We start from the raw sequence: 21190 nt of genomic DNA, 5'->3' as shown, positions 1-21190 counted from the left end.
AATGGAATGAAAACAATTTATAATCAACTGACTACGCTTGGTTTGTCCGGCATCAAAGACGCCCTCACATTACAGACGGAACAGCCGACGCATTACCGAGAACTCGCGTTCGAAGAAAGGCTAAGCTTACTGCTTGATAATGAGCTTAACGCACGTTCACAACGTAAAATAGCGCGCTTAACACGGCAAGCTAAATTCAGAGTTCATGCTGGCATAGAGCAGTTAGATTATCGTGCCAAGCGCAACCTGAATAAGTCACAGATCCGAACCTTGGCGCAGGGCGAGTGGTTGCGATTACATCAAAATATATTGATCACCGGGGCAACAGGGTGTGGCAAAACATACCTTGCCTGTGCCTTCGGGCATCAGCATTGCCAACAAGGGCAAAGCGTATTTTATTTTAGGCTGAAAGAACTACTCGAAAAAATGTTTTTTGCACAGGCTGACGGAACCTATCGAAAACTGATAGGAAAGTTAACCAATGCAGATTTACTGATCTTGGATGATTGGGGACTGGAGCCATTAAATGCACAGCAACGAAGCGATTTACTTGAACTGATTGATGCCCGATATGACAGTAAATCGACTTTAATTGCCAGTCAATTACCGCAAGAACATTGGTACAAAATGATCGGAGAATCGACGCATGCTGATGCAATTCTGGACCGACTGGTACATGGCTCGATAAAGATAGAATTAGAGGGCGAATCAATGCGAAAAATGACCAATAACTTGACTGATGGAGATCACTCAGTATAAATTAAACCTAGCTCTACAGACGGAGAAAAAAGTGATCTCCATGAATGTTATTGAGCGATCTCCTTCATGTTAATACGCAACTGAAGCATCTCCAAGTTCTTTTACTCGGTCCATAGGCTCTAATCGGCGAGTCATGCCAATTTTAAAGACTTCCTCACCAAAGCTACCAATATTACTAATCACATAAACATGACCACGACGCGTTTGCTGTGCCATAGACATTGCACGCACACCTCGTTCGCTAGCGTCAGCAAGTTTACCTTCTAGTTCTGCTAGTTTAGCCTCAAACTCTAAGCGTTGATCATCATTAGCAGCAGCTAACTCTGTACGTACTTTTTCAAGTGTTTTTTGGATAAGTTCTTCTTCTTTTTGAGCTGCTTTAATCGCCTTATCCATTTCTCGCTGGGCTTTTTCTTCCTCACGAATTTGCTGCTTAATTTCTCTTTGTTCTTCAAGTTCGATTTGGCGAAGTTCATAAGTGGCTACTGCCCATTTCAATTCATCAAGCCGTGCATCTAAGAAATCTTGATTAATACGTGCATTTCTAAATGACTTACCGTTGTGATTAACAAGTGCAAAAGCATCTATTATTTCTTGTTTTATTTTACCGTAATTATCAACTTTAACTTTGGCTAATGCAGAATCTACCTTTCCATTGAAAGCATCTACAACAAAGTGCTCTGCATATAACTTTCTTTGTTTTTCAACATAATCACAAGTACCAGCCATGCTTTGCTTAACAAGGGATTTAATTAAAGCCCGGGACTTTTTAAGTTCAGCACCAGCGTCTTTATGGCTAAACTCATCAGCCAAATCATCAAGTACTGAATGATTGGGAATAATGTAATCATTTTGATAACCTTCAATGGTATTTTTCATCGCTTTAATAGCTTTAGCGTAAGTATCAGCTTTCTCCTTCGCTTCATAAGCATCGCCAGCAATTTCTTGAGCTTGATTCTTAGCTGACGTGATAACTCTTTCAGCTTCAACTCTCGCATTCTCAACCGTAGTTAATGCTTTTTCGTTTGCAGTTGTCATTTTCAAGTTAGCTTTAGTGGTTAACTCTTTGGCCGCGTTTATTTCAGCATTCACTTCTGCATTAACTTCAGCTCGTTGAGTCTCGACCGCTTGCTTAAACCTTTTCTCTTCCTTCTCGATATGAAGTTCAATATCAACAATTCCGCTGTATTTGTCTGTAAGAGTATTAAGCTCAGACTTATACATCCCTAACTCAACTTCCATATCTTGAATTATTTTATTTAATTTTTTCTTTGTCATTCGCCCAGTAATAAATAATATTATTGGTAATAGAATAAAAAAAGCAATAATCAAAATACCGCCAACTGCACCTTGTTCCATAACAACCTTCTAAATTTAAATGTAACAATGTAACTGCAAATAATAGTTAAGTACTACTTTAAACAGCACGTTTAATAATCTATGAGTTCATCCATGTAATATAAGCTTTATTTGCAAAAAAAAGTGTGAACGCAGACAGCACTGCAGGCATTAGCCACCGAATGAGTAATATCGGGGCTATCGCGTCACCCACAAAACCAGATGGATTATTGCTTAAACACCAATTAATAGATAAAGCTGTAAGCGCAGCCATAACCAGAGTAATAACAAGACCTACAGCCCAAAACCACTCAGTGAACTCAGAGAGCTGCTCGATGATATTTTCTTTTCTTCTCGCCATTTAACATCCTTATAAAATAGCCATTTGTGGTTAGTCTTTAACTATACATTAGATTTGTGGTGCAGATTGTGAGATTAATAGAATAATGAGGTGGGTAGGGGTTTAAGTTGTTGGGAATGTTGAAGGTTGCTATGGAGAGGATACTAAAAAGGAGCCGATGGCTCCTTTTTGATTAATGGCTGAACCTAATATTTCTATATATAGATGATAGATTAACAACAAGTTCATATGCGGGCTTAGAAGGTAGCGTATCTAGCTTACTTCCATCACCACCTAGTGAGCAGAAAGAAAGAAACGTAAACAATATAATCTTACCTAGACCAACACTGAATACAATCAGAACGCAAGCTAACCCCATTGTTAATGGATTTGAAAAAAATAGGGACTGAACTAGTAAAGAAGTTATCTCTTCCTCCTCAGCTGATTCATTAGCTTTCTTTTTGACGTTCAGCTCATTTATTAACGCTAATATCGGACCTACGAATAGAAAAGTAAGAGAAAATAACCAAGAACGAGAAAAGCGTACCATCAAATTAACGTCAGCGATTTTATCATCATCGTCTAGTGTCGAACGAAATTTTGTAGCTTTATCCTGCAGATTTCCAAAAATTGTTAGAGACTTTTTCTGTGCTCCAATAAGTGGTAAGTACATAACACCAACAACTAATAAAGCACATGTTACAACGAAAAGATCTGTCATCATTTACCCTCCGTTATTTCCGAACATAGAAGTGAAAGTTTTGGCAACGTGATTATTTTTAAGGCAATAGATAATATAAAAAGGAAACGCAATAAAAGCAATAATAACTATCGATCCTAATATCTCATTTGATGTGTTCACTGTTTTATAGAATTCCATTAACGTTGTAATAATTTCTGAAGTCATATTTCCACACACTTCTGCGATGTCGATAGCCATAGTTCACCCTCTATTTTGTGGGCGAATATTACATGATATGAAAAATAAAATCTAATAAAATTAACTGGATATGTAGTAAACGTAATTAAAATATAAGCGTTCGCTTGTTCTAATGCAACAAAAATAGCAAACTATTTGTTCTTATGCCACCAAGATCAAGCTAATAACCAGGTGCTATATCAGATATAGAACATTTCTGTTGCAACGATTAGAATAGAGCCCCTAGGATAACTCAGTACACCTATAGCCCTTCAGTAACCACAATGCCTTACGCAAACTGAAATTATGTCCAATCCAACATCGGTGCGATGGTAAAACGTCCAGGGCGTAATTTCTGTTGATAACTGGCTTCGTCATTGCTTTATTATCTCTTATCTGGATTCGCAGTTACGCTAATGTAGTTAGGCAGCTTAAAAATTCGTACGACATCTACGCTTCGACGATGAAAAAATAGGAATAAGGTCTTATCACATCGTTCGTGAAAAAAAACCATGTTTATTTACCTGTGATCAAACATAGCTTACTTCTGCAATAAACATTATAACTGTATATAAAAACAGTGATTGTAACTTATAATGTCAGATATACTTTTTACACGTTATAGGAAGCCCGCCATGTCTGTTCGTAATCTCAAAGATGGCAACAAAAAGCCTTGGCTATGCGAATGCTATCCCAACGGGACTGCTGGTCGCCGTATTAGAAAGCGCTTTGCCACAAAAAGTGAAGCCACTGCTTTTGAGCATCACACTATAAGAGAAGCCGAAAAGAAACCATGGTTGGGAATAAAGAAAGATAAACGACTTCTACTTGAATTAATCGAACTGTGGCACATGCTACACGGCAAAAATCTAAAAAGCGGGGACCACTCATATAGCAGACTGAAAGTCATCTGTGAGCAGTTAAATAACCCTGTTGCTGCTGAATTAACTGCCAATGATTATGTTCATTATCGTGCAACACGCTTATCGGTTCGTAACAGTGAATACTCATTAGCAAAATCAACACATAATTATGAGATAACAATATTGAATACCGTTTTCAATGAGCTGATAAAAATGGATGAGTGGAAACTGCCAAACCCATTTATCAAACTAAAGAAGTTTAAACTTGAAGAGAAACCACCTTCCTTTTTAAATAACAAGCAAATAGATATCTTGCTGGATGATATCAACCCGACCCCACTTGATAGAGATGTTAGCCGAGTGATCAAAATTTGCCTATCAACAGGCAGTCGAGTGATGGAAGCGGTGAATTTAAATGTGACTCAGTTATCAAAATACAAGATCACTTTTACCAACACGAAAGGCAAACGCAACAGAACGGTACCCATCTCAAAAGACTTATACGACGAAATACATAGCGATGCTGCAGGGCAATTATTTTCCTGCACTTACAATGACATTAGGAATAGGATAAGAAGTAGCATAGATGAATTGCCAAAAGGACAGGCCACCCACATATTACGGCATACATTTGCAAGTCATTTTATGATGAATGGAGGTAATATCTTAGTATTGCAACAAATTTTAGGCCATACTAATATTAAACAAACGATGGCATATTCTCATTTTGCACCATCACATTTGAATGATGCGATATTGCTTAATCCAATTGAGATGAAGAAAAAAAATGGCGGTTAGCGAACTCAATCGCCACTTAATCGCCACCACAAAACAAGTAAAACGTAAGTCATTGATTATAATGACAATAAAACACAAATTAATCACAGGTAAAATATTACCTATACTTTAATTAGTCGCCACTAATTAAAGTAATCAATACAAGTAAGTTGCAAGGACGTATATGGATATTAACTCTTTAACATCACGCTTTGTGTTATCACCACTTTCAGCACCCGAGAGTAAATTCAGCAAATTTTTTACGCCCGCTGCGGTGCTGTTTCCCATTGTCGAACGCGACCAACAACTTAACCTAATTCTCACTCGTCGAGCTTCACACTTGCGTCACCACAGTGGCCAAATAGCCTTACCGGGTGGCAAAACAGAAAAAACCGATAGCTCATCCATCGCCACCGCATTGCGTGAAACCCATGAAGAAATTGGCATTCCAGCCGATAAGATCACCGTATTAGGTACGCTACCAAGTAGAGCCACTATCAGCCGCTATTATGTTACGCCTGTCGTTGCCTTAGTTGATAGTGATTATCAATCTAAGATTGATCCTAATGAAGTAGATGAAGTTTTTGAAGTACCACTCTCTTTTTTACTAGATGATGATAATCATATTATCGAAAAGAGTTTATTTAAAGGGAAATACCGCGAAGTGACGTTCATGCCTTGGGGTAAGTATCCGATATGGGGCACGACAGCAGCGATCATCAAAGACTTTTCAAAACACATCCGTGCCAATTAACAATTAACAATTAACATCTCATAAAAATGCGCCTAAACTCACTTTAAAGTTAGACGCATTCATCATACATATTCGAAATTTTATAATTTATTTAGCTGGTTTTTCTACCATGTGCAGATGTACATCTTGTTGTGGAAATGGAATAGATAAGCCTTCTTTATCAAAGCGGATCTTCACTTCACGGGTGATATCCCAGTACACACCCCAATAATCTTCTGTTTTAACCCAAGGACGAACAATAAAATCAACCGACGAGGTATTCAGCGTATGCAGCTTGATCACCGCTTCAGGATCCTTTAATACCGCAGCATGTGACTGTACGATATCAGCGAGTACAGTTTCAGCCAACACGATATCATCGCTATAACCAATACCAAACACCATATCAACACGACGAACGCTTTCATGTGTTACGTTCTTAATAATATCTCCCCAGATCTTACTGTTCGGCACAATAATAACTTGATTATCAAAGGTCTTAATCGTGGTATTGACTAAGCTCATGTGCGCAACTTTACCTGATACCCCACCCGCTTCAACAAAATCACCTTCATCAAATGGACGATAAATTAATAGCATCATGCCAGACGCAAAATTAGACAAGGTATCTTGCAACGCAAAACCTATCACTAATCCCGCCACACCAAAACCAGTTAATATTGGCGTTAAATCAAACCCGACTTGCGACAATGCGATAAGCAAACCTATCGCAAACACTATATTACCCGACATTGAAGTGAAGAAATCTTGTATCAATCTCGATAATTGTAAGTTAGGCGACGAAACAGCTCGCTTTACTATTTTACGGGTTATTTTCTTCAGCCAACGGAACGTAAGAATGATAGCAATAAAGATCAATACTTTAAATAACAACTCAGGGGCATTATCCGCTAACCACTGACCAGAGCCTTCACCCCAACTCGAGATGATCGACAAGATAAGATCAACATTAAGTAACTCGTCAGTCAGGGTTCCTGTTGCTTCAAAAATCTGCTGTTTATATTGCGTTGTATCTAACGTCATTTTATCAGCAAGCGTCACCAAAAACTGTAACGTACTGATGTCGTTATTCACTTTACGTTGCGTAAGGATATGCTCAAGCTGTATTGTCGATTTTTCACCTTCCGTAGCCGACTCAAGCTGGTTATTCAACAATGCTTCCTGCTGACTATCAAAGATTAACGAGGCTGACATAAACTCAAGGCGATGCTCAACATCATTGATTAAGGCTTGTTCTGATGCAGGCGAAGGTTGATTGAGTAATTTCAGCCATTGATAATTGGTCCACTGTTCCGCTAACAATAGCATTGAAAAACGACGTGATTCATCCAGTGTTTTTTGTGCTAATAATTTACCTTCATTGGTTTCTTTTTCTAACGTCGTTTCAGTCGTTGCGATCTTATTCAACAGATACGTTGACGCATCAGCAATAAACTTCACCTGCTGATTAACCTGCTTTAATAAAATATCGTGATCATCATCCGAACGCTGCTCAATAAGCGCTTGAATAACGTCTCGCAGCGCATCATTTTTTTTTAATAACTGTAATCGCACAACATCTCTGGTTGAGCCTAACATCGTTTTTGATTCGCCATATAGCACGGATATTTCTTTATCGAGTTGATTGAGCTTATCAATTTGTGGCGATGTTGTTTGTGCAACCGCCAGGTTGGAAACCAGTAACAATAATAGAACTATAATTCGCATAATTAACTCCACTTTATCATAAAGATTAAACTGAAAGAGATAGAATGAAAAAACCACGCCGTTAAGCGTGGTTTTAATAAGATATTACAACCAGCTTTGTGGTTCATTCACTACTTTTACTAACGCTTTCTGCGCGTCGTTCTGCGGCTCTAAATCATCATAGTGCCAACTAGCGAGTGGCGGCATCGACATCAAAATTGATTTGGTACGGCCTTTACTTTGCAAACCAAAAATAGTGCCGCGATCAACAATCAAATTAAACTCCACATAACGGGTACGACGGAATAATTGGAACTCACGCTCTTGTTCTGTATACGGCTGATTTTTACGTTTGGCAATGATTGGCGCGTAAGCTTGTGTATAACCCTTCGCAACCGACTCGATAAAATTTAAACTTTTCTCGATATCCCATTCATTCAGATCATCATAAATAATGCCGCCGATACCACGATATTCTTCACGGTGTGGCATATAGAAGTATTCATCTGCGTCTTGTTTGAATTTTTCATACAAATCATCGCCAAATGGCGCAACGGCATCACGCGCAGCGGTATGAAAATGACGCGCGTCATCGGCATATAAATGAATTGGCGTGAGATCAAAACCACCCCCTAACCACCAGTGCTGTTGGCCGTCGTTATCAGTCACTATAAACATTCGTACATTGGCATGACTTGTCGGGGCATGTGGATTACGCGGATGCACAACTACAGATACCCCCATTGCTTGATATGACATACCGGTAAACTGTGGACGCTTAGCCGATGCAGCAGCTGGTAATTTATCGCCGCTCACCATCGAAAAGTTCACCCCCGCACTTTCATATACTTCACCATCACGTAATACACAACTTGTACCTTGGCCTAAATGGCTAGTCCAATTATCTGCAACAAACTCGCCTTTGGTTTCTTCAGCCTGGAAAACAGCGATAATCGTTTTTTGTATATTACGAAAAAATGATTCCAAATCATTGATTCTGACAGTCATAAACACCTTACTTACAACTTAGACTCACAGCGCTTAGCACTACCCTGTCTAAAAAGATTTTTAATAAAAGATACTCACACTTAGTACTAACATGAAGAGTATGAGGAAAATGATCCAAGCTACGTCAAATATAATTTACCGTCACTTAATTACTATTGTGCAGCAAACTTCAGCCTAGTCATTAAGCCGAGATCTCAGCGTAGAGTTCGCAAAATTGCAGCGTCACTTTATGCTTAGGCGCACAATTGATCAAGGGTTGAGAGATATTATGTGATTCTTTTACTTTCACAGAACTGTGGATCAGGGTATTTAAAATCGGTAAATTTTCCGCTCTTAATTCTGCAACCAGTTTTTTAGGTAAACTAGCTTGCGCTTGAAACTGATTAACCACAATCCCTTCTATCCGTAATTTATCATTGTGATCCTGTCGTGTTTCTTCGATATTGGCTAACAAACTGTATAAGCCACGACGTGAGAAGTCATCACAATCGAAGGGGATCAAACAGGAATCAGCGGCAATCAAGGCCGACAAACTATAAAAGTTAAATGCAGGCGGCGTATCGATGTAAATCTCATCATAATCACGCCTTAACTTCACCATGGCATCACGTAATTTATAGATCTTATGACGTTGTTCTAATTTAACAATCAATTCACCCAGCAATTCTGACGCTGGCATAATGGCAAGATTAGGAAATGGCGTCGGCGTGATAAAATCATTATAAGGTCGCCCTTTCATAATAATATTTAATGTCTGCTCAAAAAATTCTGCAGCACTAAACTCAACCTTATAATCGTTTCCTAATAAATAAGCACTGGTATCACATTGACTATCTAAATCAATAATCAGGGTACGCTTGCCTTGCGAGGCAGCAATCGCAGCCAAATTACTACAGATCGTAGATTTACCTACGCCACCTTTTTGATTAAAAACAACACGGATCACGAGATACTCCCTTCTCTAAATTATTTGACTATCTAACTCTCTAACGTTCTAACTCTTTGGATTCATGTCACAGACTATTGACTCAACTTGATGCAATTTTAATAACTTAGCGAGCTCTTCTGGTGGCTCAATATCGGTAAACAATTTATTTACCTGATTTACATTACCAATATTCACCATCGCATGACGGCCAAACTTAGTATGATCAACTGGTAAAAATACTTCTTGCGAGCATTCGATAATCGCTTGCGTTACCCGCACTTCCTGATAATCAAAGTCTAATAGTGAACCATCCATATCTAAACCACTGATGGTAACGATGCCAAAATCCATTCTAAACTGTTTAATAAAATCCACGGTTGCTTCGCCAACCACACCGGCATCTTTATTGCGGACTTCACCACCAGCAACAATGACTCTGAAGTCGGGTTTTTGCATCAAAATAGTGGCTACATTTAGATTATTAGTCACAATGCGTAAATTGTTATGATTTAATAATGCACGCGCTAATGCTTCAGACGTGGTACCAATATCAATAAACATCGATGAACCATCAGGTATTAACTCAGCCATCGCTTGCGCTATTTTCATTTTTTCTTTGGCTGTTTTTTGCTTACGATTAACGTATGAATCGTTAACAACACTGCTCTCTAATAGTGATGCGCCGCCGTGATGACGACGTACTAAATTATTTTTTGCCAATTCATTTAAGTCTCGACGTATTGTCTGTGGGCTGACTGAAAAATGCTCTACTAGCACTTCAGTACTGACAAATCCTTCTTTCTTAACCAGCGAAATTATTTTTTGATGACGTGTATTCTGTCTCACATCGTTCTCCCTATTTTCCCTGAATAGCATTATCGAAAGGGAGTTTAAATTTACCCTTAGTTTATATCATATTTACACCTATAAACCTGAAAAATAGCGTCAATAAACAAAGTTTAACGTCATTTTGAGATATACTCATACCTGCTCATCATGATTATCAAGTTGCAATCATCAAGTTAATCATGGCGAGCAACAACTAAATTCAAATAACAAAAAATCAACGAGACAATCAAAATGGCTTCAGATCCAGATAAACTACTCAAACAGCATCCAGGATTAACCCATTCAGAGCTCCAGAAAGTGACCTCTCACGTACAGCGAGAAAAAGACGAGTGGTTTCTCAATACCGTCATGATAGAAGGCCACAGTGTACCGTTTAAGTTTAAACGTAAAAAAGCGTATAAATCATTAACGGATGCATGTGTTAATCTAACCTACTATCCAGAGATAGAAACGGTTGCGGGGTTCAAGGTAGAGATCATGCATGTGGTCAGAATTAAAAAATCATAAGGTATTAAATCTCGTCTTGAGTCTGTCGGTTTTTTATATGTTAATTAAGCTTGTTGCAAACATTTCAGCGAGTTACACTAGAGTAAATATTACTAACTTAACGCATGATTCGAGGGAACGACCTGATGAGTAAATATAAAATCATAGCTGGTATTGCTGCTGTTGGCATTATCTTTTATGCCACGTCAATTTATTGGAGTGTTGAACCTGACAGTTTTAGCCCAACACAAGTAACCGAAGCGCTGACTAAAAACAACGCTAATATCGCCGTTGGTTCTTACACTACAGCCACACTCATTAAAACGATTCAAACGTTAGACGAAAAAAATGGCGGTTATCTAAGTAACTCGGTATTACCACCCGCTATCTTGATGGATAACATGCCATCATGGGAATATGGTCTGCTAGAACAGTCTCGTGATCTGATGTTAGTATTACGTCGTGATTTAAGTCGTTCACAGACGCAATCAACTGAAAATAAAAATCTACAAAAAGCGCACGGTGCCTTAAATGTTGAGTACACACGTTTATTTCCGACCAATGCCAATTCTGAATACAAAAAAACCATTGAAGAATTACAAGTATACCTGGATAAATTAAACGACCCTCAAGTACAAGGCGCACAATTTTATGCCCGTGCCGATAATCTTGCAGAATGGTTCAAACAAGTTGAAAAACGTCTGGGTTCATTATCACAACGTTTAAGTGCTTCTGTAGGTCAATATCGTATCAACACTGATTTATCGGGTGATCTGGGTGCTGAGCAATCTACATTAACAGCGTCTGGTTCTATGGTTAAAACACCCTGGTTAGAAATCGATAATGTATTCTGGGAAGCGCGTGGTTCTTCTTGGGCATTATACCATTACCTAAAAGCAGCACGTATTGATTTTAAAGGCGTATTAGAGAAGAAAAATGCCCTAGCAAGTGTTGACCAAATCATCCTTGAATTAGAAGCATCACTACAGCCGGTAGGCAGCCCGATAATTCTTAACGGTGCTGGTTTTGGACTTTTTGCTAATCATTCTCTGGTAATGGCAAACTACTTGTCGCGCGCAAACGCGGCTGTTATTGACCTGCGTAGATTACTAGAACAAGGTTAATCACCACATAACGATAAGCCTGTAACTAAGCCCGTAACTACGCTGTTCATTAAGCTGTAACAATAGTGACGGGCTTTTTTGTGTCTTAAATTCATGACAAACTGGTTGATTAACAAGCCATAGCAGTTTATTACGCTGTCGTCACCCTGAAAGCGGCAGGTTACCGTGTATTCGCACGACGATTACCAACAGCAAATTAGTCGCTTAGGTAAGAAGTGCGTTATTATGTCACCTTTCCAACCCATTTATTTGCCTTGTTAAAACGTATTTTACCCTTTAGAGTATTGGATAAAATCTTAGCCAAATCAGGTTAATATTAGCCCTTATCTTATTCCCGTTTCGGAGTTAACATGACAACTAATTCAGCCTATGAACAGTTATCTAAGCATTTTAAAAAGATCCATAATTTACACCACCTTTCTTCAATTTGTGGTTGGGACCAAGCGGCAATGATGCCAGCTGGCGGTAACGAAGCACGCTCTGAAGCCATGGCTGAACTCGCGGTTATGATCCACCAGCAAAGCACTGCGCCACAACTTGCAGGTTTAATTAACCAAGCGCAAGCTGAAAACCTGTCAACCGAGCAACAAGCAAGTTTGGCCGAAATCGACCGTAGCTGGCAGCAAGCCAATGTAGTACCAGAAGATCTCGTATCTGCTCAATCCCTCGCAGGCTCTAAATGCGAACACGCTTGGCGTACCCAGCGTAAAGAAAATGATTGGGCTGGTTTTGCTAAGAACTTAAAAACGGTTGTCGAATTGTCACGTGAAGAAGCCAGTATTCGCGGTCAAGCGAACAACTGCAGTAATTATGATGCCTTGATGGATTTGTACGAACCAGGTATGACCAGCGCCCAACTGGACCCTATTTTTGATGACGTTAAATCATGGTTACCAGAATTAACGCTCGCTGCCCAGGAAAAACAACGCAGTGACCATGTCATCATGCCAACCGGGCATTTCCCGATTGCCGCACAACAACAACTCGGTTTAAAGACCATGCAGATCTTAGGTTTTGATTTTAACCATGGTCGCCTTGACGTATCGACTCACCCATTCTGCGGTGGTGTAGCTTCAGATGTGCGTATCACAACGCGATATGATGAAGATGATTTCACTCAAAGTCTGATGGGCGTTGTCCATGAAACAGGCCACGCACGTTACGAACAAGGTCTACCAAAAGCGTTAAACCACTTGCCTGTAGGTCAAGCACGCTCTATGGGTATTCATGAAAGCCAAAGCCTGTTATTTGAAATGCAATTAGGCCGCAGTCAAGAGTTCTTAACCTTACTGACGCCAGAAATACAGAAAGCATTTTCAGGCACAGATAAAGCCATCTATAACCCGCTGAATTTGAGCCAATGTTATACCCGAGTGAAGCCAGATTTTATCCGTGTTGATGCTGATGAAGTAACTTACCCTGCTCACGTAATGCTACGTTATGAAATCGAACAAGCATTAATGAACGGTGATATCGAAGTGGATGATATTCCGGAATTGTGGGCAGTTAAAATGCAGCAATATTTAGGGGTGGACACTAAAGGTAATTACCGTAATGGCTGTATGCAAGATGTGCATTGGACTGATGGCAGCTTTGGTTACTTTCCGTCTTATACACTAGGTGCTATGTATGCCGCGCAGTTTATGACGACGATCAAGCAAGAAATGGATGTACCAGCCATCATCACTAGTGGTGATTTATCGCCGATCTTTACTTGGCTTAAAACCAATATCTGGCAACATGCGTCATTACTGAGTACCAATGACTTAGTCAAACAAGCCACCGGGGAAGTATTAAACCCCGCGCACTTTAAAGCCCATTTACAGGCACGTTATTTGTAATAACGATTTCTACCTAATTGTAGTTTAATCGAATTATGGCAACCACAGGCTCATTCAATGAGTCTGGTGTTGCCAACTTCAAATTATGTTCGCTACCGGCATTAAGCCACTTTAAGTACTGTCGATACCGCAGGTAACAAGCGTAGTAACTTAAAAGCCTCTGGCATATTGGCTTGCGTCACCACAAAACCAATTAATTGCGCATCACTATCATAGGCCTTCGCCGTCATTCCCAACTCGGTCATTTCCACCTGCCAATTAGCATCACTCGCGGTGGTATTACCGCTTAATTGGATCGGGTATAATGGCGTTTTCACTTTGACTAACATCGCCGGAAAAGTCACATCAGTCGCCGAATTCGTCAAGGTTTTCGCGAGTGCATTAGCACTGAGTATGATCGGTTGTAAAAAAGCTAAATGTTTACCGCCAATCTCAGCACAATCGCCAATAGCAAAGATATGCGGATCCTGGGTTCTTAATTGCTTATCAACCACAATACCGCGGTTCACCGCTAAACCAACACCGCTCGCTAACGCAGTATTGGGTTGCAACCCCGCCGCGCACAACACACTATCAACATTGGTTGTATAACCGTTGTTAAAGCTTACTTCGATACCTGTAGCCGTTTTTGTCATCTTGCTTAATTCATTACCCAGTTGCAGTTCAACCCCCTGTTTTCTCATTATTTGATAAAGCTGAGATGAAATAAATTCCGGTAATAAACGCGGCAGTAATGCATCAGCTCGGTCGGTTAAGATGACATCATAGTTAGCGATAGCTAAATCCATCGCAATTTCAGTCCCCACTAAACCAGCGCCAACCACCAACACCGATTTGGCATTAACCAATTGCGCCTGTGACTGCTGGTATTCATCTAAACTGTTCAACGTAATAATGTCTTTCGCTGCATCGCCATCAACAAATGGCACAAACGATTGCGCCCCTGTTGCCAGCACCAAATTATCGTAGGCTATCTCGATACCCTGACAACTCACGGTTTTTTCGATGCGGTTAATCTCATCAACATACGTATTCGTCATCAGGGTAATATTGTGTGCACTCGCAAAGTCGGCCCCACTTTGTTTAACCATGTCTTGTGCGGTTAGTTTTTTGCTAAATACATGGCTCAATTCTGGTTTGACATAATCATCACCACTGCCAGCTGTGATGACGATGATCGCTTGTTCCTGACTGGCACGACGAATTGATTTAACTAATTGATAAGCAGCAAAGCCGCTGCCTATAATGACCACTGGTGAACTCATGCTACATCCTTAGTTTTAATCTCTTCAAACACTTCTTTACCTAATCCACATTCAGGACAGAGGAAATAATCTGGTACCTCAGACCATGCGGTTCCCGATGCGACATCTTGATTTGGTTCACCTTGGGCAGGATCGTAAACCCACTGACAGACAGTGCATAACATCGAACTTTCAGCACTAAACTGCGTCACCGCACTTTTCTGCGTCGGTTTGACTACTTCAACAGCTGGCGGTATGCTTTCTGCAACGACTTGTTCTGCCACTACTTGTTCCGCTACTGCTGGCTCTGATACAGTTTGGTTGGCAGTGGGCGCTGCTACATCGGCAAGCGACTTACTTGTTAGCGCCCACGCCTTCGCTAACGTGCGACCATATTCACGACACGCTAATATCGCTTTACCATCTGGTTTCCATTTTGTTTTCAGACTTGGATAAGGTGCAAAGCCCGCTTCCTCCAGTCTACTTTCAATGCGATCAATCGCCCCACCAGTCCAACCATAACTGCCAAATGCCGCGGCTTTTTTATTTTTAAAACGCAGCCCCGTGATCTCTTCCAGCATGGCGGCAATTTTAGGCATCATCACATTATTCATCGTCGATGAACCCACTAAGATACCTTTGGAAATAAAGGCATTGGATAAAATTTCATTTTTATCATGACGTGCCACGTTGAATACTTTCACCGCCACATGGCTATCAACTTCATGGATACCCTGGGCAATCGCATCCGCCATCGAGCGGGTATTATTCGACATCGAGTCATAAAAAATAGTAATGCGATCTTCTTGATATTTATCTGCCCACGTCAGATATTGTTCAATGATCTGAATTGGATTATCACGCCACACCACACCGTGCGCGGTAGCGATCATATCGATGGGTAAATTAAAGCTTAATATTTCATTAATCTTCGCGGTAACAAGCGAGCTAAATGGAGTAAGAATATTGGCATAATAACGTAAACACTGATCCATTAACTCTTTGTTATCAACCTCATCATTAAATAAACGTTCATCACAATAATGTTGACCGAATGCATCATTACTAAACAGCACCGCGTCACCCGTCATGTACGTCATCATACTGTCAGGCCAATGCAACATAGGCGTTTCAATGAAGATCAACTGTTTACCGTTCCCCAAATCTAGAGTATCGCCCGTCTTAACCACGTTAAAATTCCACTCTGGGTGGTGGTGGTGACCAGTAATTGAATCAATCGCATTTTCGGTACAATAAATCGGTGTATTGGGTATTTTATTTAATAACGCCGCTAATGCACCAGCATGATCTTCTTCAGCATGGTTAATCACAATGTAATCAATTTTATTCAGATCAATTTCTAATTCTAATTGTTGAATAAATTCGTAACAGAACTTGTGATCAACCGTGTCGATCAGTACCGTTTTTTCTTCTTGAATAAGATAGCTATTATAACTCGTGCCTTTTTCAGTTTTAAATTCAGTACCGTGAAAATCACGCACTTCCCAATCACGTTGTCCAACCCAAGAGATATTATTTTTTACATGAATAGCCATATTATATTCCAATTAAATAATTAACGATTTTATATCCTTTCTAATTGCAGGTACCGTGCCAAAAGTTAATGTGTTGATTTATATGACAACAACAAGCGACCACTGTCATAATGACTACCTTTACTTATTGTCATTATGACTATACACTGTCGATAAGACAGTGTTTTATACGGCTAACATTATGCAGACTGATACCAAAGACCTTATCCATATCGCCTTGGATCTCACCACCAATATTTCCAGTCAGGATCGTTTCGAACGTCTACTCACCACCATGCGCAGATTATTTAACTGTGATGCATCCGCACTATTAGAATTTAAGGGTCAGCATTTCAAACCCTTAGCAATTAATGGCCTGAATGCTGACGTATTGGGCAGACAATTTAATATCAGTGAACACCCAAGATTAGAAGCCATTGCCAGAGCCGGTGATGTAGTCAGGTTCCCTGCAGACAGTTCTTTGCCCGACCCTTATGACGCCCTAATTACCTCACACGAAGGTAAATTGCATGTGCATGCCTGTGTTGGTTTACCCTTGATGGCAAATCAACGCCTGATTGGTGCACTGACGCTCGATAGCTTTGATCCCCACCAGTTTGATAACTTCAGCAATGATGAATTACGTACAGTGAGTGCACTGGCAGCGGCAACGCTTAACATTGCGCTATTGATGGATAAATTGGAAAAAGCGGCTGGCGATGTGACCGAGTCAGATCCCGCCAAACATCAACCACAAAGTAACACTGAAATTATTGGTCAGTCCGCGCAGATCCAAGCCTTAAAAAAAGAGATCAGCGTCGTTGCCAGTACCGATATGACCGCATTAATCTTGGGGGAAACAGGGGTGGGGAAGGAATTAGTCGCCACCGCAATCCACCAGCAATCTTCCCGCGCCGACAAACCGCTGATATACCTTAACTGTGCAGCATTACCAGAAGCTATTGCCGAAAGTGAACTATTTGGCCATGTCAAAGGCGCCTTTACCGGAGCCATCAGTAATCGCAGTGGTAAATTTGAATTAGCCGATAAAGGTACCCTGTTTCTTGATGAAATTGGCGAGTTAACCCTGACTTTACAAGCGAAATTATTGCGGGTATTGCAATATGGTGACTTGCAACGTATTGGGGATGATCGCAACTTAAAAGTCGATACACGCATTATCGCCGCAACCAACAAAGATTTAAAAGAAGAAGTACTTGCAGGTCGCTTTAGAGCTGACCTTTATCATCGCCTTAGCGTATTTCCCATTACCGTATCACCGCTGCGCGAGCGTGGCGAAGACATACTATTATTGGCTGGTTTCTTTATTGAACGCTGTCGTAGCAAACTGCAATTAAGCCACCTGAGTTTAAGTTCCACTTGCCAAGCGATATTGATGCATTATCCATGGCCAGGTAATATTAGAGAATTGGAACACAGTATTAATCGCGCCGCGATCCTGGCCAGAGCAGAAGCTAAAGATGAATACGTGATACTGCAGCCCTCACATTTTAAGCTTGATAATTTTTCAGTGGAAGTGACCGATGTGATTGAGCAACCAACAATGTCCGTCACCAACATACCAGTCGATAATTTACGTGACGCGACCGAGCAATTTCAACGCCAGTTGATCAATAACGCACTCAAACAAAATAACAATAACTGGGCAGCAACGGCGCGCCAGCTGTCTGTCGATGTGGGTAACCTGCATCGCTTAGCCAAGCGGATTGAATTAAAACAATAACAATTGAAAGAGTAACGTAGAAAAATAGAAAGGCCGCACATTTAGATTAATAAAGATGTGCGGCCTTTTATTTAACGTTTATCAACCTGATATGAAAAGTTATTTCATCGGTTGTGAGATCTGTTGCAGTGACATATCTCCCGGTGCAATGGCAAGCACCATTCCAGCAAGCCCTGTTCCAGCAATATCGAGGACGACATCCAATTCAATTTGGTTTAAATTGCTCAATTCAATATTCATACGGCCATCATCTAAAAACGTCAACGGCCCTTTGTAAATGAGCGGTAATAGGATAACTGTGCAGGTTATGTGAAACAATACCACCTAATACACTCATAAATGGATTATCCATATATATATCTAAGTCAATTTTGAAATTGAGTCTACCTTCTTCCTCATTCCAAATAATATAACCCGTTGGCACTTCCGTTTTACCATTCACCACCGGATAAAGAGGGCGCATCACCATGGTTGCAGTGGGCACGTCAAAAGGAATAAACCCTTGATTAAAGAGGCCAAGCATTGCCGCAATGTTCACACTTGAGGATATCAATTGTTCAGCATGGATCTTCACTGGTATACGGTTATTTTCAGCGTCATATGCACCTACTTCGGTTGGCATGAATCCGCTGATATAGGTTTTAGCATAATCATCACTACAGGTTTGATCTAACTCACAACCAACCGTGGCTCTAATTAATGCACCACTCGTCTCCAGTAGAGATAACTTGGCAAAATTACCCTGACAACCTCTTCTTTTATATCATCCCAACGATAATCACGATTAGTATCCGTGGTTGGCATCATTAGTGGGTTGAATACTAACTGGTCTGCAGGTGCAGCACGAAATGGCATGAGTATATCTGGACCACCTAGATCTTCATGGCTATCAGGCTTTAGCAAGGTTGTTTGCAACGGATAACCTTGTGCACTACACAGTACCTCACCGCTAGAACAGTCTACGCTACCTTTGGTTTTACCTTCCGCAGAAATTAAAGAATAACGATATACGTTGGAACCTTGCTCTTGCCAGTTCTCATTTGGAGAGAAGGTTAAGATTTTATTTTCATAATTAAGCACCCCAGGAACCGCTGCAACACAGTTACCTGACCCATTAGCTTCGACAATTTCTACTCGGAATGAACCAGTATCACAGGTTTCACCTAAACGGATACTCGCTGCATCCATCTGTTGGCTGAAAACAACAAAGATATCGCGATCTTCTTGTAAGTTAAATATATTAAACTTTTGGTCCGTCGCTAAACCACCAGCACAACGACCCGCGATATCCAAGTTTAAATCAGTATCTTCCATTGCACATGAATAACCCGGCACCATACCTTCAACCATAGGGGCTGTATAGCGAGCCGCAATCTCACCATGTTCTTCAAATTCTGTGCCTTGTTCTTTATTTGGGGTAGAAAAATGTTGTGATAAATACGCACTGTTACCGGCCAGATCTTTAATGACACCCGTAACCGTATAATCTGTAAATGGCATTAAATTATCGGTCGGATCAATAATAATAGAAGAACCGTCTTGTGAAATAAATGCGTCAACAGCAACTCCATTCGCATCTTTAAGAACAAGGTTCTTTAGTGTCGAAATTCTAACGGTTCATTGTAAGTAATCGTGACATTATCACCCAAGCTGAAATGCTGAGTATTGGTATGTGGATAAGCAGATTGGAATACTGGTGACATAACATCAGCAGCGGGAGTTGGTGTTTCCGCTGCAGTATACGCTTCCATGTGGAATGATATTTGCGCATGCGCATTATCCACGCCCAAGATCTTCAAATCAATTTCACTCACCGCGTCAATGATCATCGCCACATCCATAAACAGATGCAATTGCTTCGGTGCATACTTATGATCAGAGTTAGTGTTATTAATTAAATAACCTGTCGCATCCGAAATGTTGGTCATACGAATATTACCGGTTCTAAAACCAGTCGGCAGTTCACCACCTACTTTCACTGTTAAGCTAGAACTATTTTAAATAGAACCTTTACGGATCACCATTGGCGCAGTTCCTTCGACTACATCGCCGTCACTGTCGGTTAAGGTAAACTCTTGTGTCGAAAAAGTATCTAGTGGATGCGAGAATGACAGCAACACGGATGTATTAACGGTCACATCAGCTTGGCCATCAAATGGAAACGCATAAAACGTATGGGCAGCAAACAAGCTTTGCGCTCGGCGCTGGGCTAATGCCGCACGATTTTCTTCTGCGGTTAACAGCGGCGCGTCCACTTTTTCATTATCTTGTAGTTCAACACCACGACCAGTAAGCGCAACTGCCGACGCAACCAGACTACTCTTAACAAAAGAGCTAAAGAAAGAATTAAAACGAGAATTAATTGTCTTCATAAAACCTCCTTAAAACTTAGTCGTGAATGACAGTGAAATGGTTGAAACCGTACCTTCGAGTTCCACTGACGAGTTATTTTCACTGTCTTGATGAGAGATAATGTGGTCAGTTGGATTAAGTACTTGTAACTGATACGCTAAATCAATCTGCCAAGGGTATACCGATAAGCCAGTGCCTTTATGGAAATAAGAGAAACCAGCACCCGCCATTAATTTAATGGTATCGTTAAAATTCAGCTCGATACCGACACGGGGAATAATGATATCTTCGAAACCGACACTGGCTTGATCTTTCACTGTGTCGTTTAACATTAAATCATTTAAATCTGACCATTTCTGTTGCTCTGCACTGATCGCGAAGCTCACCATTCCAGCTTTACGCACAACGCTTATCACTGCCGTATAACATACGGCCAAAGTCCAAAGTAATACCCGCAATAGGGGTGATCACAGGCTCTGCAGTAACACCTACACTTTCATTACCTGACGCAGTGCCATCCAATTCACTTTCTAAATTCATCGTCGCATCAGCATGCAATAATACTTGCGCACCGCCACCGATAGTAAAGCCCGGTATAATTTGAATGGAACCCGATGCCACAACAACGGAATACCGTCAAATT

23 protein-coding genes are annotated in these 21190 nt (G+C 40.6%); 7 read left to right on the top strand and 16 right to left on the bottom strand.

Going from position 1 to position 21190, the window contains the following annotated elements:
- Nucleotides 1–6 precede the first annotated feature (6 nt).
- Nucleotides 7–759 (top strand): IS21-like element helper ATPase IstB, encoded by a 753-nt coding sequence (istB, locus tag MORIYA_RS18890; RefSeq protein WP_112712100.1) that lies wholly within the window; start codon nt 7–9, stop codon nt 757–759.
- A gap of 69 nt (nt 760–828) precedes the next feature.
- Here the strand turns inward: istB and MORIYA_RS18885 are convergent, their stop codons facing one another.
- From MORIYA_RS18885 to MORIYA_RS18875, 3 genes are all read right to left on the bottom strand, one after another.
- A complete protein-coding gene (locus MORIYA_RS18885; RefSeq protein ID WP_197713403.1) occupies nt 829–2118 on the bottom strand; it encodes a DUF4041 domain-containing protein in 1290 nt (429 codons plus the stop codon).
- Between the two features lie 79 nt (nt 2119–2197).
- Nucleotides 2198–2458 (bottom strand): hypothetical protein, encoded by a 261-nt coding sequence (locus MORIYA_RS18880; protein WP_112717721.1) that lies wholly within the window; start codon nt 2456–2458, stop codon nt 2198–2200.
- Between the two features lie 172 nt (nt 2459–2630).
- Entirely contained in the window at nt 2631–3161 is a 531-nt protein-coding gene (locus MORIYA_RS18875) for a hypothetical protein (RefSeq protein ID WP_112717719.1), read from the bottom strand.
- Nucleotides 3162–3991: 830 nt separating this feature from the next.
- Here MORIYA_RS18875 and MORIYA_RS18865 point away from each other — a divergent pair.
- Complete coding sequence (locus tag MORIYA_RS18865) at nt 3992–5017, top strand: phage integrase (RefSeq protein ID WP_112717715.1); 1026 nt, start codon at nt 3992–3994, stop codon at nt 5015–5017.
- Between the two features lie 163 nt (nt 5018–5180).
- Complete coding sequence (locus MORIYA_RS18860) at nt 5181–5750, top strand: CoA pyrophosphatase (RefSeq protein WP_112717713.1); 570 nt, start codon at nt 5181–5183, stop codon at nt 5748–5750.
- 87 nt (nt 5751–5837) lie between these two features.
- Here MORIYA_RS18860 and MORIYA_RS18855 read toward each other — a convergent pair whose 3' ends face one another.
- The 4 genes from MORIYA_RS18855 to MORIYA_RS18840 all read right to left on the bottom strand — a co-directional run bounded on the left by MORIYA_RS18855 (nt 5838) and on the right by MORIYA_RS18840 (nt 10218).
- Nucleotides 5838–7457: a mechanosensitive ion channel family protein gene (locus MORIYA_RS18855; RefSeq protein WP_112717711.1), complete on the bottom strand. Its 1620-nt coding sequence runs from the start codon at nt 7455–7457 to the stop codon at nt 5838–5840.
- An 84-nt stretch (nt 7458–7541) separates the two neighbouring features.
- On the bottom strand, nt 7542–8444 hold the full coding sequence (gene hemF / locus MORIYA_RS18850) for an oxygen-dependent coproporphyrinogen oxidase (RefSeq protein WP_112717709.1): 903 nt from the start codon (nt 8442–8444) through the stop codon (nt 7542–7544).
- 181 nt (nt 8445–8625) lie between these two features.
- Entirely contained in the window at nt 8626–9390 is a 765-nt protein-coding gene (locus MORIYA_RS18845) for a ParA family protein (RefSeq protein WP_112717707.1), read from the bottom strand.
- Between the two features lie 48 nt (nt 9391–9438).
- The gene (locus MORIYA_RS18840) at nt 9439–10218 is read right to left on the bottom strand and encodes a DeoR/GlpR family transcriptional regulator (protein WP_112717705.1); all 780 of its coding nucleotides are present in this window, start codon (nt 10216–10218) and stop codon (nt 9439–9441) included.
- A 234-nt stretch (nt 10219–10452) separates the two neighbouring features.
- Here MORIYA_RS18840 and MORIYA_RS18835 point away from each other — a divergent pair, with 234 nt between their 5' ends.
- The 3 genes from MORIYA_RS18835 (at nt 10453) to MORIYA_RS18820 (ending at nt 13672) form a co-directional block, all read left to right on the top strand.
- On the top strand, nt 10453–10728 hold the full coding sequence (locus MORIYA_RS18835) for a hypothetical protein (RefSeq protein WP_112717703.1): 276 nt from the start codon (nt 10453–10455) through the stop codon (nt 10726–10728).
- Nucleotides 10729–10853: 125 nt separating this feature from the next.
- On the top strand, nt 10854–11831 hold the full coding sequence (locus MORIYA_RS18830; RefSeq protein WP_112717701.1) for a DUF2333 family protein: 978 nt from the start codon (nt 10854–10856) through the stop codon (nt 11829–11831).
- A 350-nt stretch (nt 11832–12181) separates the two neighbouring features.
- The gene (locus tag MORIYA_RS18820; protein ID WP_112717699.1) at nt 12182–13672 is read left to right on the top strand and encodes a carboxypeptidase M32; all 1491 of its coding nucleotides are present in this window, start codon (nt 12182–12184) and stop codon (nt 13670–13672) included.
- Between the two features lie 101 nt (nt 13673–13773).
- Here MORIYA_RS18820 and norW read toward each other — a convergent pair whose 3' ends face one another.
- The gene (norW, locus tag MORIYA_RS18815; RefSeq protein ID WP_112717697.1) at nt 13774–14937 is read right to left on the bottom strand and encodes an NADH:flavorubredoxin reductase NorW; all 1164 of its coding nucleotides are present in this window, start codon (nt 14935–14937) and stop codon (nt 13774–13776) included.
- Nucleotides 14934–16472, bottom strand: a complete 1539-nt coding sequence (norV, locus tag MORIYA_RS18810) for an anaerobic nitric oxide reductase flavorubredoxin (protein WP_112717695.1) — start codon at nt 16470–16472, stop codon at nt 14934–14936. The genes norW and norV overlap by 4 nt, the downstream gene beginning before the upstream one ends.
- Nucleotides 16473–16653: 181 nt before the next feature.
- On the opposite strand from norV, the gene norR reads away from it, so the two are divergent.
- Entirely contained in the window at nt 16654–18195 is a 1542-nt protein-coding gene (norR, locus tag MORIYA_RS18805) for a nitric oxide reductase transcriptional regulator NorR (protein ID WP_112717693.1), read from the top strand.
- A gap of 99 nt (nt 18196–18294) precedes the next feature.
- Here norR and MORIYA_RS21520 read toward each other — a convergent pair whose 3' ends face one another.
- The 7 genes from MORIYA_RS21520 to MORIYA_RS21490 all read right to left on the bottom strand — a co-directional run bounded on the left by MORIYA_RS21520 (nt 18295) and on the right by MORIYA_RS21490 (nt 21168).
- A complete protein-coding gene (locus MORIYA_RS21520) occupies nt 18295–18459 on the bottom strand; it encodes a hypothetical protein (RefSeq protein ID WP_232011679.1) in 165 nt (54 codons plus the stop codon).
- A complete protein-coding gene (locus MORIYA_RS21515) occupies nt 18443–18817 on the bottom strand; it encodes a hypothetical protein (RefSeq protein ID WP_232011678.1) in 375 nt (124 codons plus the stop codon). The genes MORIYA_RS21520 and MORIYA_RS21515 overlap by 17 nt, the downstream gene beginning before the upstream one ends.
- Nucleotides 18818–18891: 74 nt before the next feature.
- On the bottom strand, nt 18892–19743 hold the full coding sequence (locus tag MORIYA_RS21510; RefSeq protein WP_331838556.1) for an Ig-like domain-containing protein: 852 nt from the start codon (nt 19741–19743) through the stop codon (nt 18892–18894).
- Nucleotides 19744–19790: 47 nt separating this feature from the next.
- Nucleotides 19791–20174: a hypothetical protein gene (locus tag MORIYA_RS21505; RefSeq protein WP_232011677.1), complete on the bottom strand. Its 384-nt coding sequence runs from the start codon at nt 20172–20174 to the stop codon at nt 19791–19793.
- 18 nt (nt 20175–20192) lie between these two features.
- Complete coding sequence (locus MORIYA_RS21500) at nt 20193–20567, bottom strand: hypothetical protein (protein ID WP_232011676.1); 375 nt, start codon at nt 20565–20567, stop codon at nt 20193–20195.
- A gap of 9 nt (nt 20568–20576) precedes the next feature.
- Entirely contained in the window at nt 20577–20951 is a 375-nt protein-coding gene (locus MORIYA_RS21495; protein WP_232011675.1) for a hypothetical protein, read from the bottom strand.
- Nucleotides 20944–21168, bottom strand: a complete 225-nt coding sequence (locus tag MORIYA_RS21490) for a hypothetical protein (RefSeq protein ID WP_232011674.1) — start codon at nt 21166–21168, stop codon at nt 20944–20946. Before MORIYA_RS21490 ends, MORIYA_RS21495 begins: the two co-directional genes overlap by 8 nt.
- Between the last annotated feature and the right edge of the window lie 22 nt (nt 21169–21190).

The sequence above is a fragment of the Moritella yayanosii genome (genome assembly GCF_900465055.1).
GTDB classification, from domain to species: Bacteria; Pseudomonadota; Gammaproteobacteria; order Enterobacterales; family Moritellaceae; genus Moritella; species Moritella yayanosii.
Note: the sequence above shows the minus strand (reverse complement) of the source record. Positions and strands in the feature narration are given on the sequence as shown.

Coding starts and splice junctions, on each gene's coding strand:
- istB (WP_112712100.1), top strand. CDS start 7: ATGAAAACAATTTATAATCAACTGACTACGCTTGGTTTGTCCGGCATC.
- MORIYA_RS18885 (WP_197713403.1), bottom strand. CDS start 2,118: ATGGAACAAGGTGCAGTTGGCGGTATTTTGATTATTGCTTTTTTTATT.
- MORIYA_RS18880 (WP_112717721.1), bottom strand. CDS start 2,458: ATGGCGAGAAGAAAAGAAAATATCATCGAGCAGCTCTCTGAGTTCACT.
- MORIYA_RS18875 (WP_112717719.1), bottom strand. CDS start 3,161: ATGATGACAGATCTTTTCGTTGTAACATGTGCTTTATTAGTTGTTGGT.
- MORIYA_RS18865 (WP_112717715.1), top strand. CDS start 3,992: ATGTCTGTTCGTAATCTCAAAGATGGCAACAAAAAGCCTTGGCTATGC.
- MORIYA_RS18860 (WP_112717713.1), top strand. CDS start 5,181: ATGGATATTAACTCTTTAACATCACGCTTTGTGTTATCACCACTTTCA.
- MORIYA_RS18855 (WP_112717711.1), bottom strand. CDS start 7,457: ATGCGAATTATAGTTCTATTATTGTTACTGGTTTCCAACCTGGCGGTT.
- hemF (WP_112717709.1), bottom strand. CDS start 8,444: ATGACTGTCAGAATCAATGATTTGGAATCATTTTTTCGTAATATACAA.
- MORIYA_RS18835 (WP_112717703.1), top strand. CDS start 10,453: ATGGCTTCAGATCCAGATAAACTACTCAAACAGCATCCAGGATTAACC.
- MORIYA_RS18830 (WP_112717701.1), top strand. CDS start 10,854: ATGAGTAAATATAAAATCATAGCTGGTATTGCTGCTGTTGGCATTATC.
- MORIYA_RS18820 (WP_112717699.1), top strand. CDS start 12,182: ATGACAACTAATTCAGCCTATGAACAGTTATCTAAGCATTTTAAAAAG.
- norW (WP_112717697.1), bottom strand. CDS start 14,937: ATGAGTTCACCAGTGGTCATTATAGGCAGCGGCTTTGCTGCTTATCAA.
- norV (WP_112717695.1), bottom strand. CDS start 16,472: ATGGCTATTCATGTAAAAAATAATATCTCTTGGGTTGGACAACGTGAT.
- norR (WP_112717693.1), top strand. CDS start 16,654: ATGCAGACTGATACCAAAGACCTTATCCATATCGCCTTGGATCTCACC.
- MORIYA_RS21515 (WP_232011678.1), bottom strand. CDS start 18,817: ATGCCAACCGAAGTAGGTGCATATGACGCTGAAAATAACCGTATACCA.
- MORIYA_RS21500 (WP_232011676.1), bottom strand. CDS start 20,567: ATGAAGACAATTAATTCTCGTTTTAATTCTTTCTTTAGCTCTTTTGTT.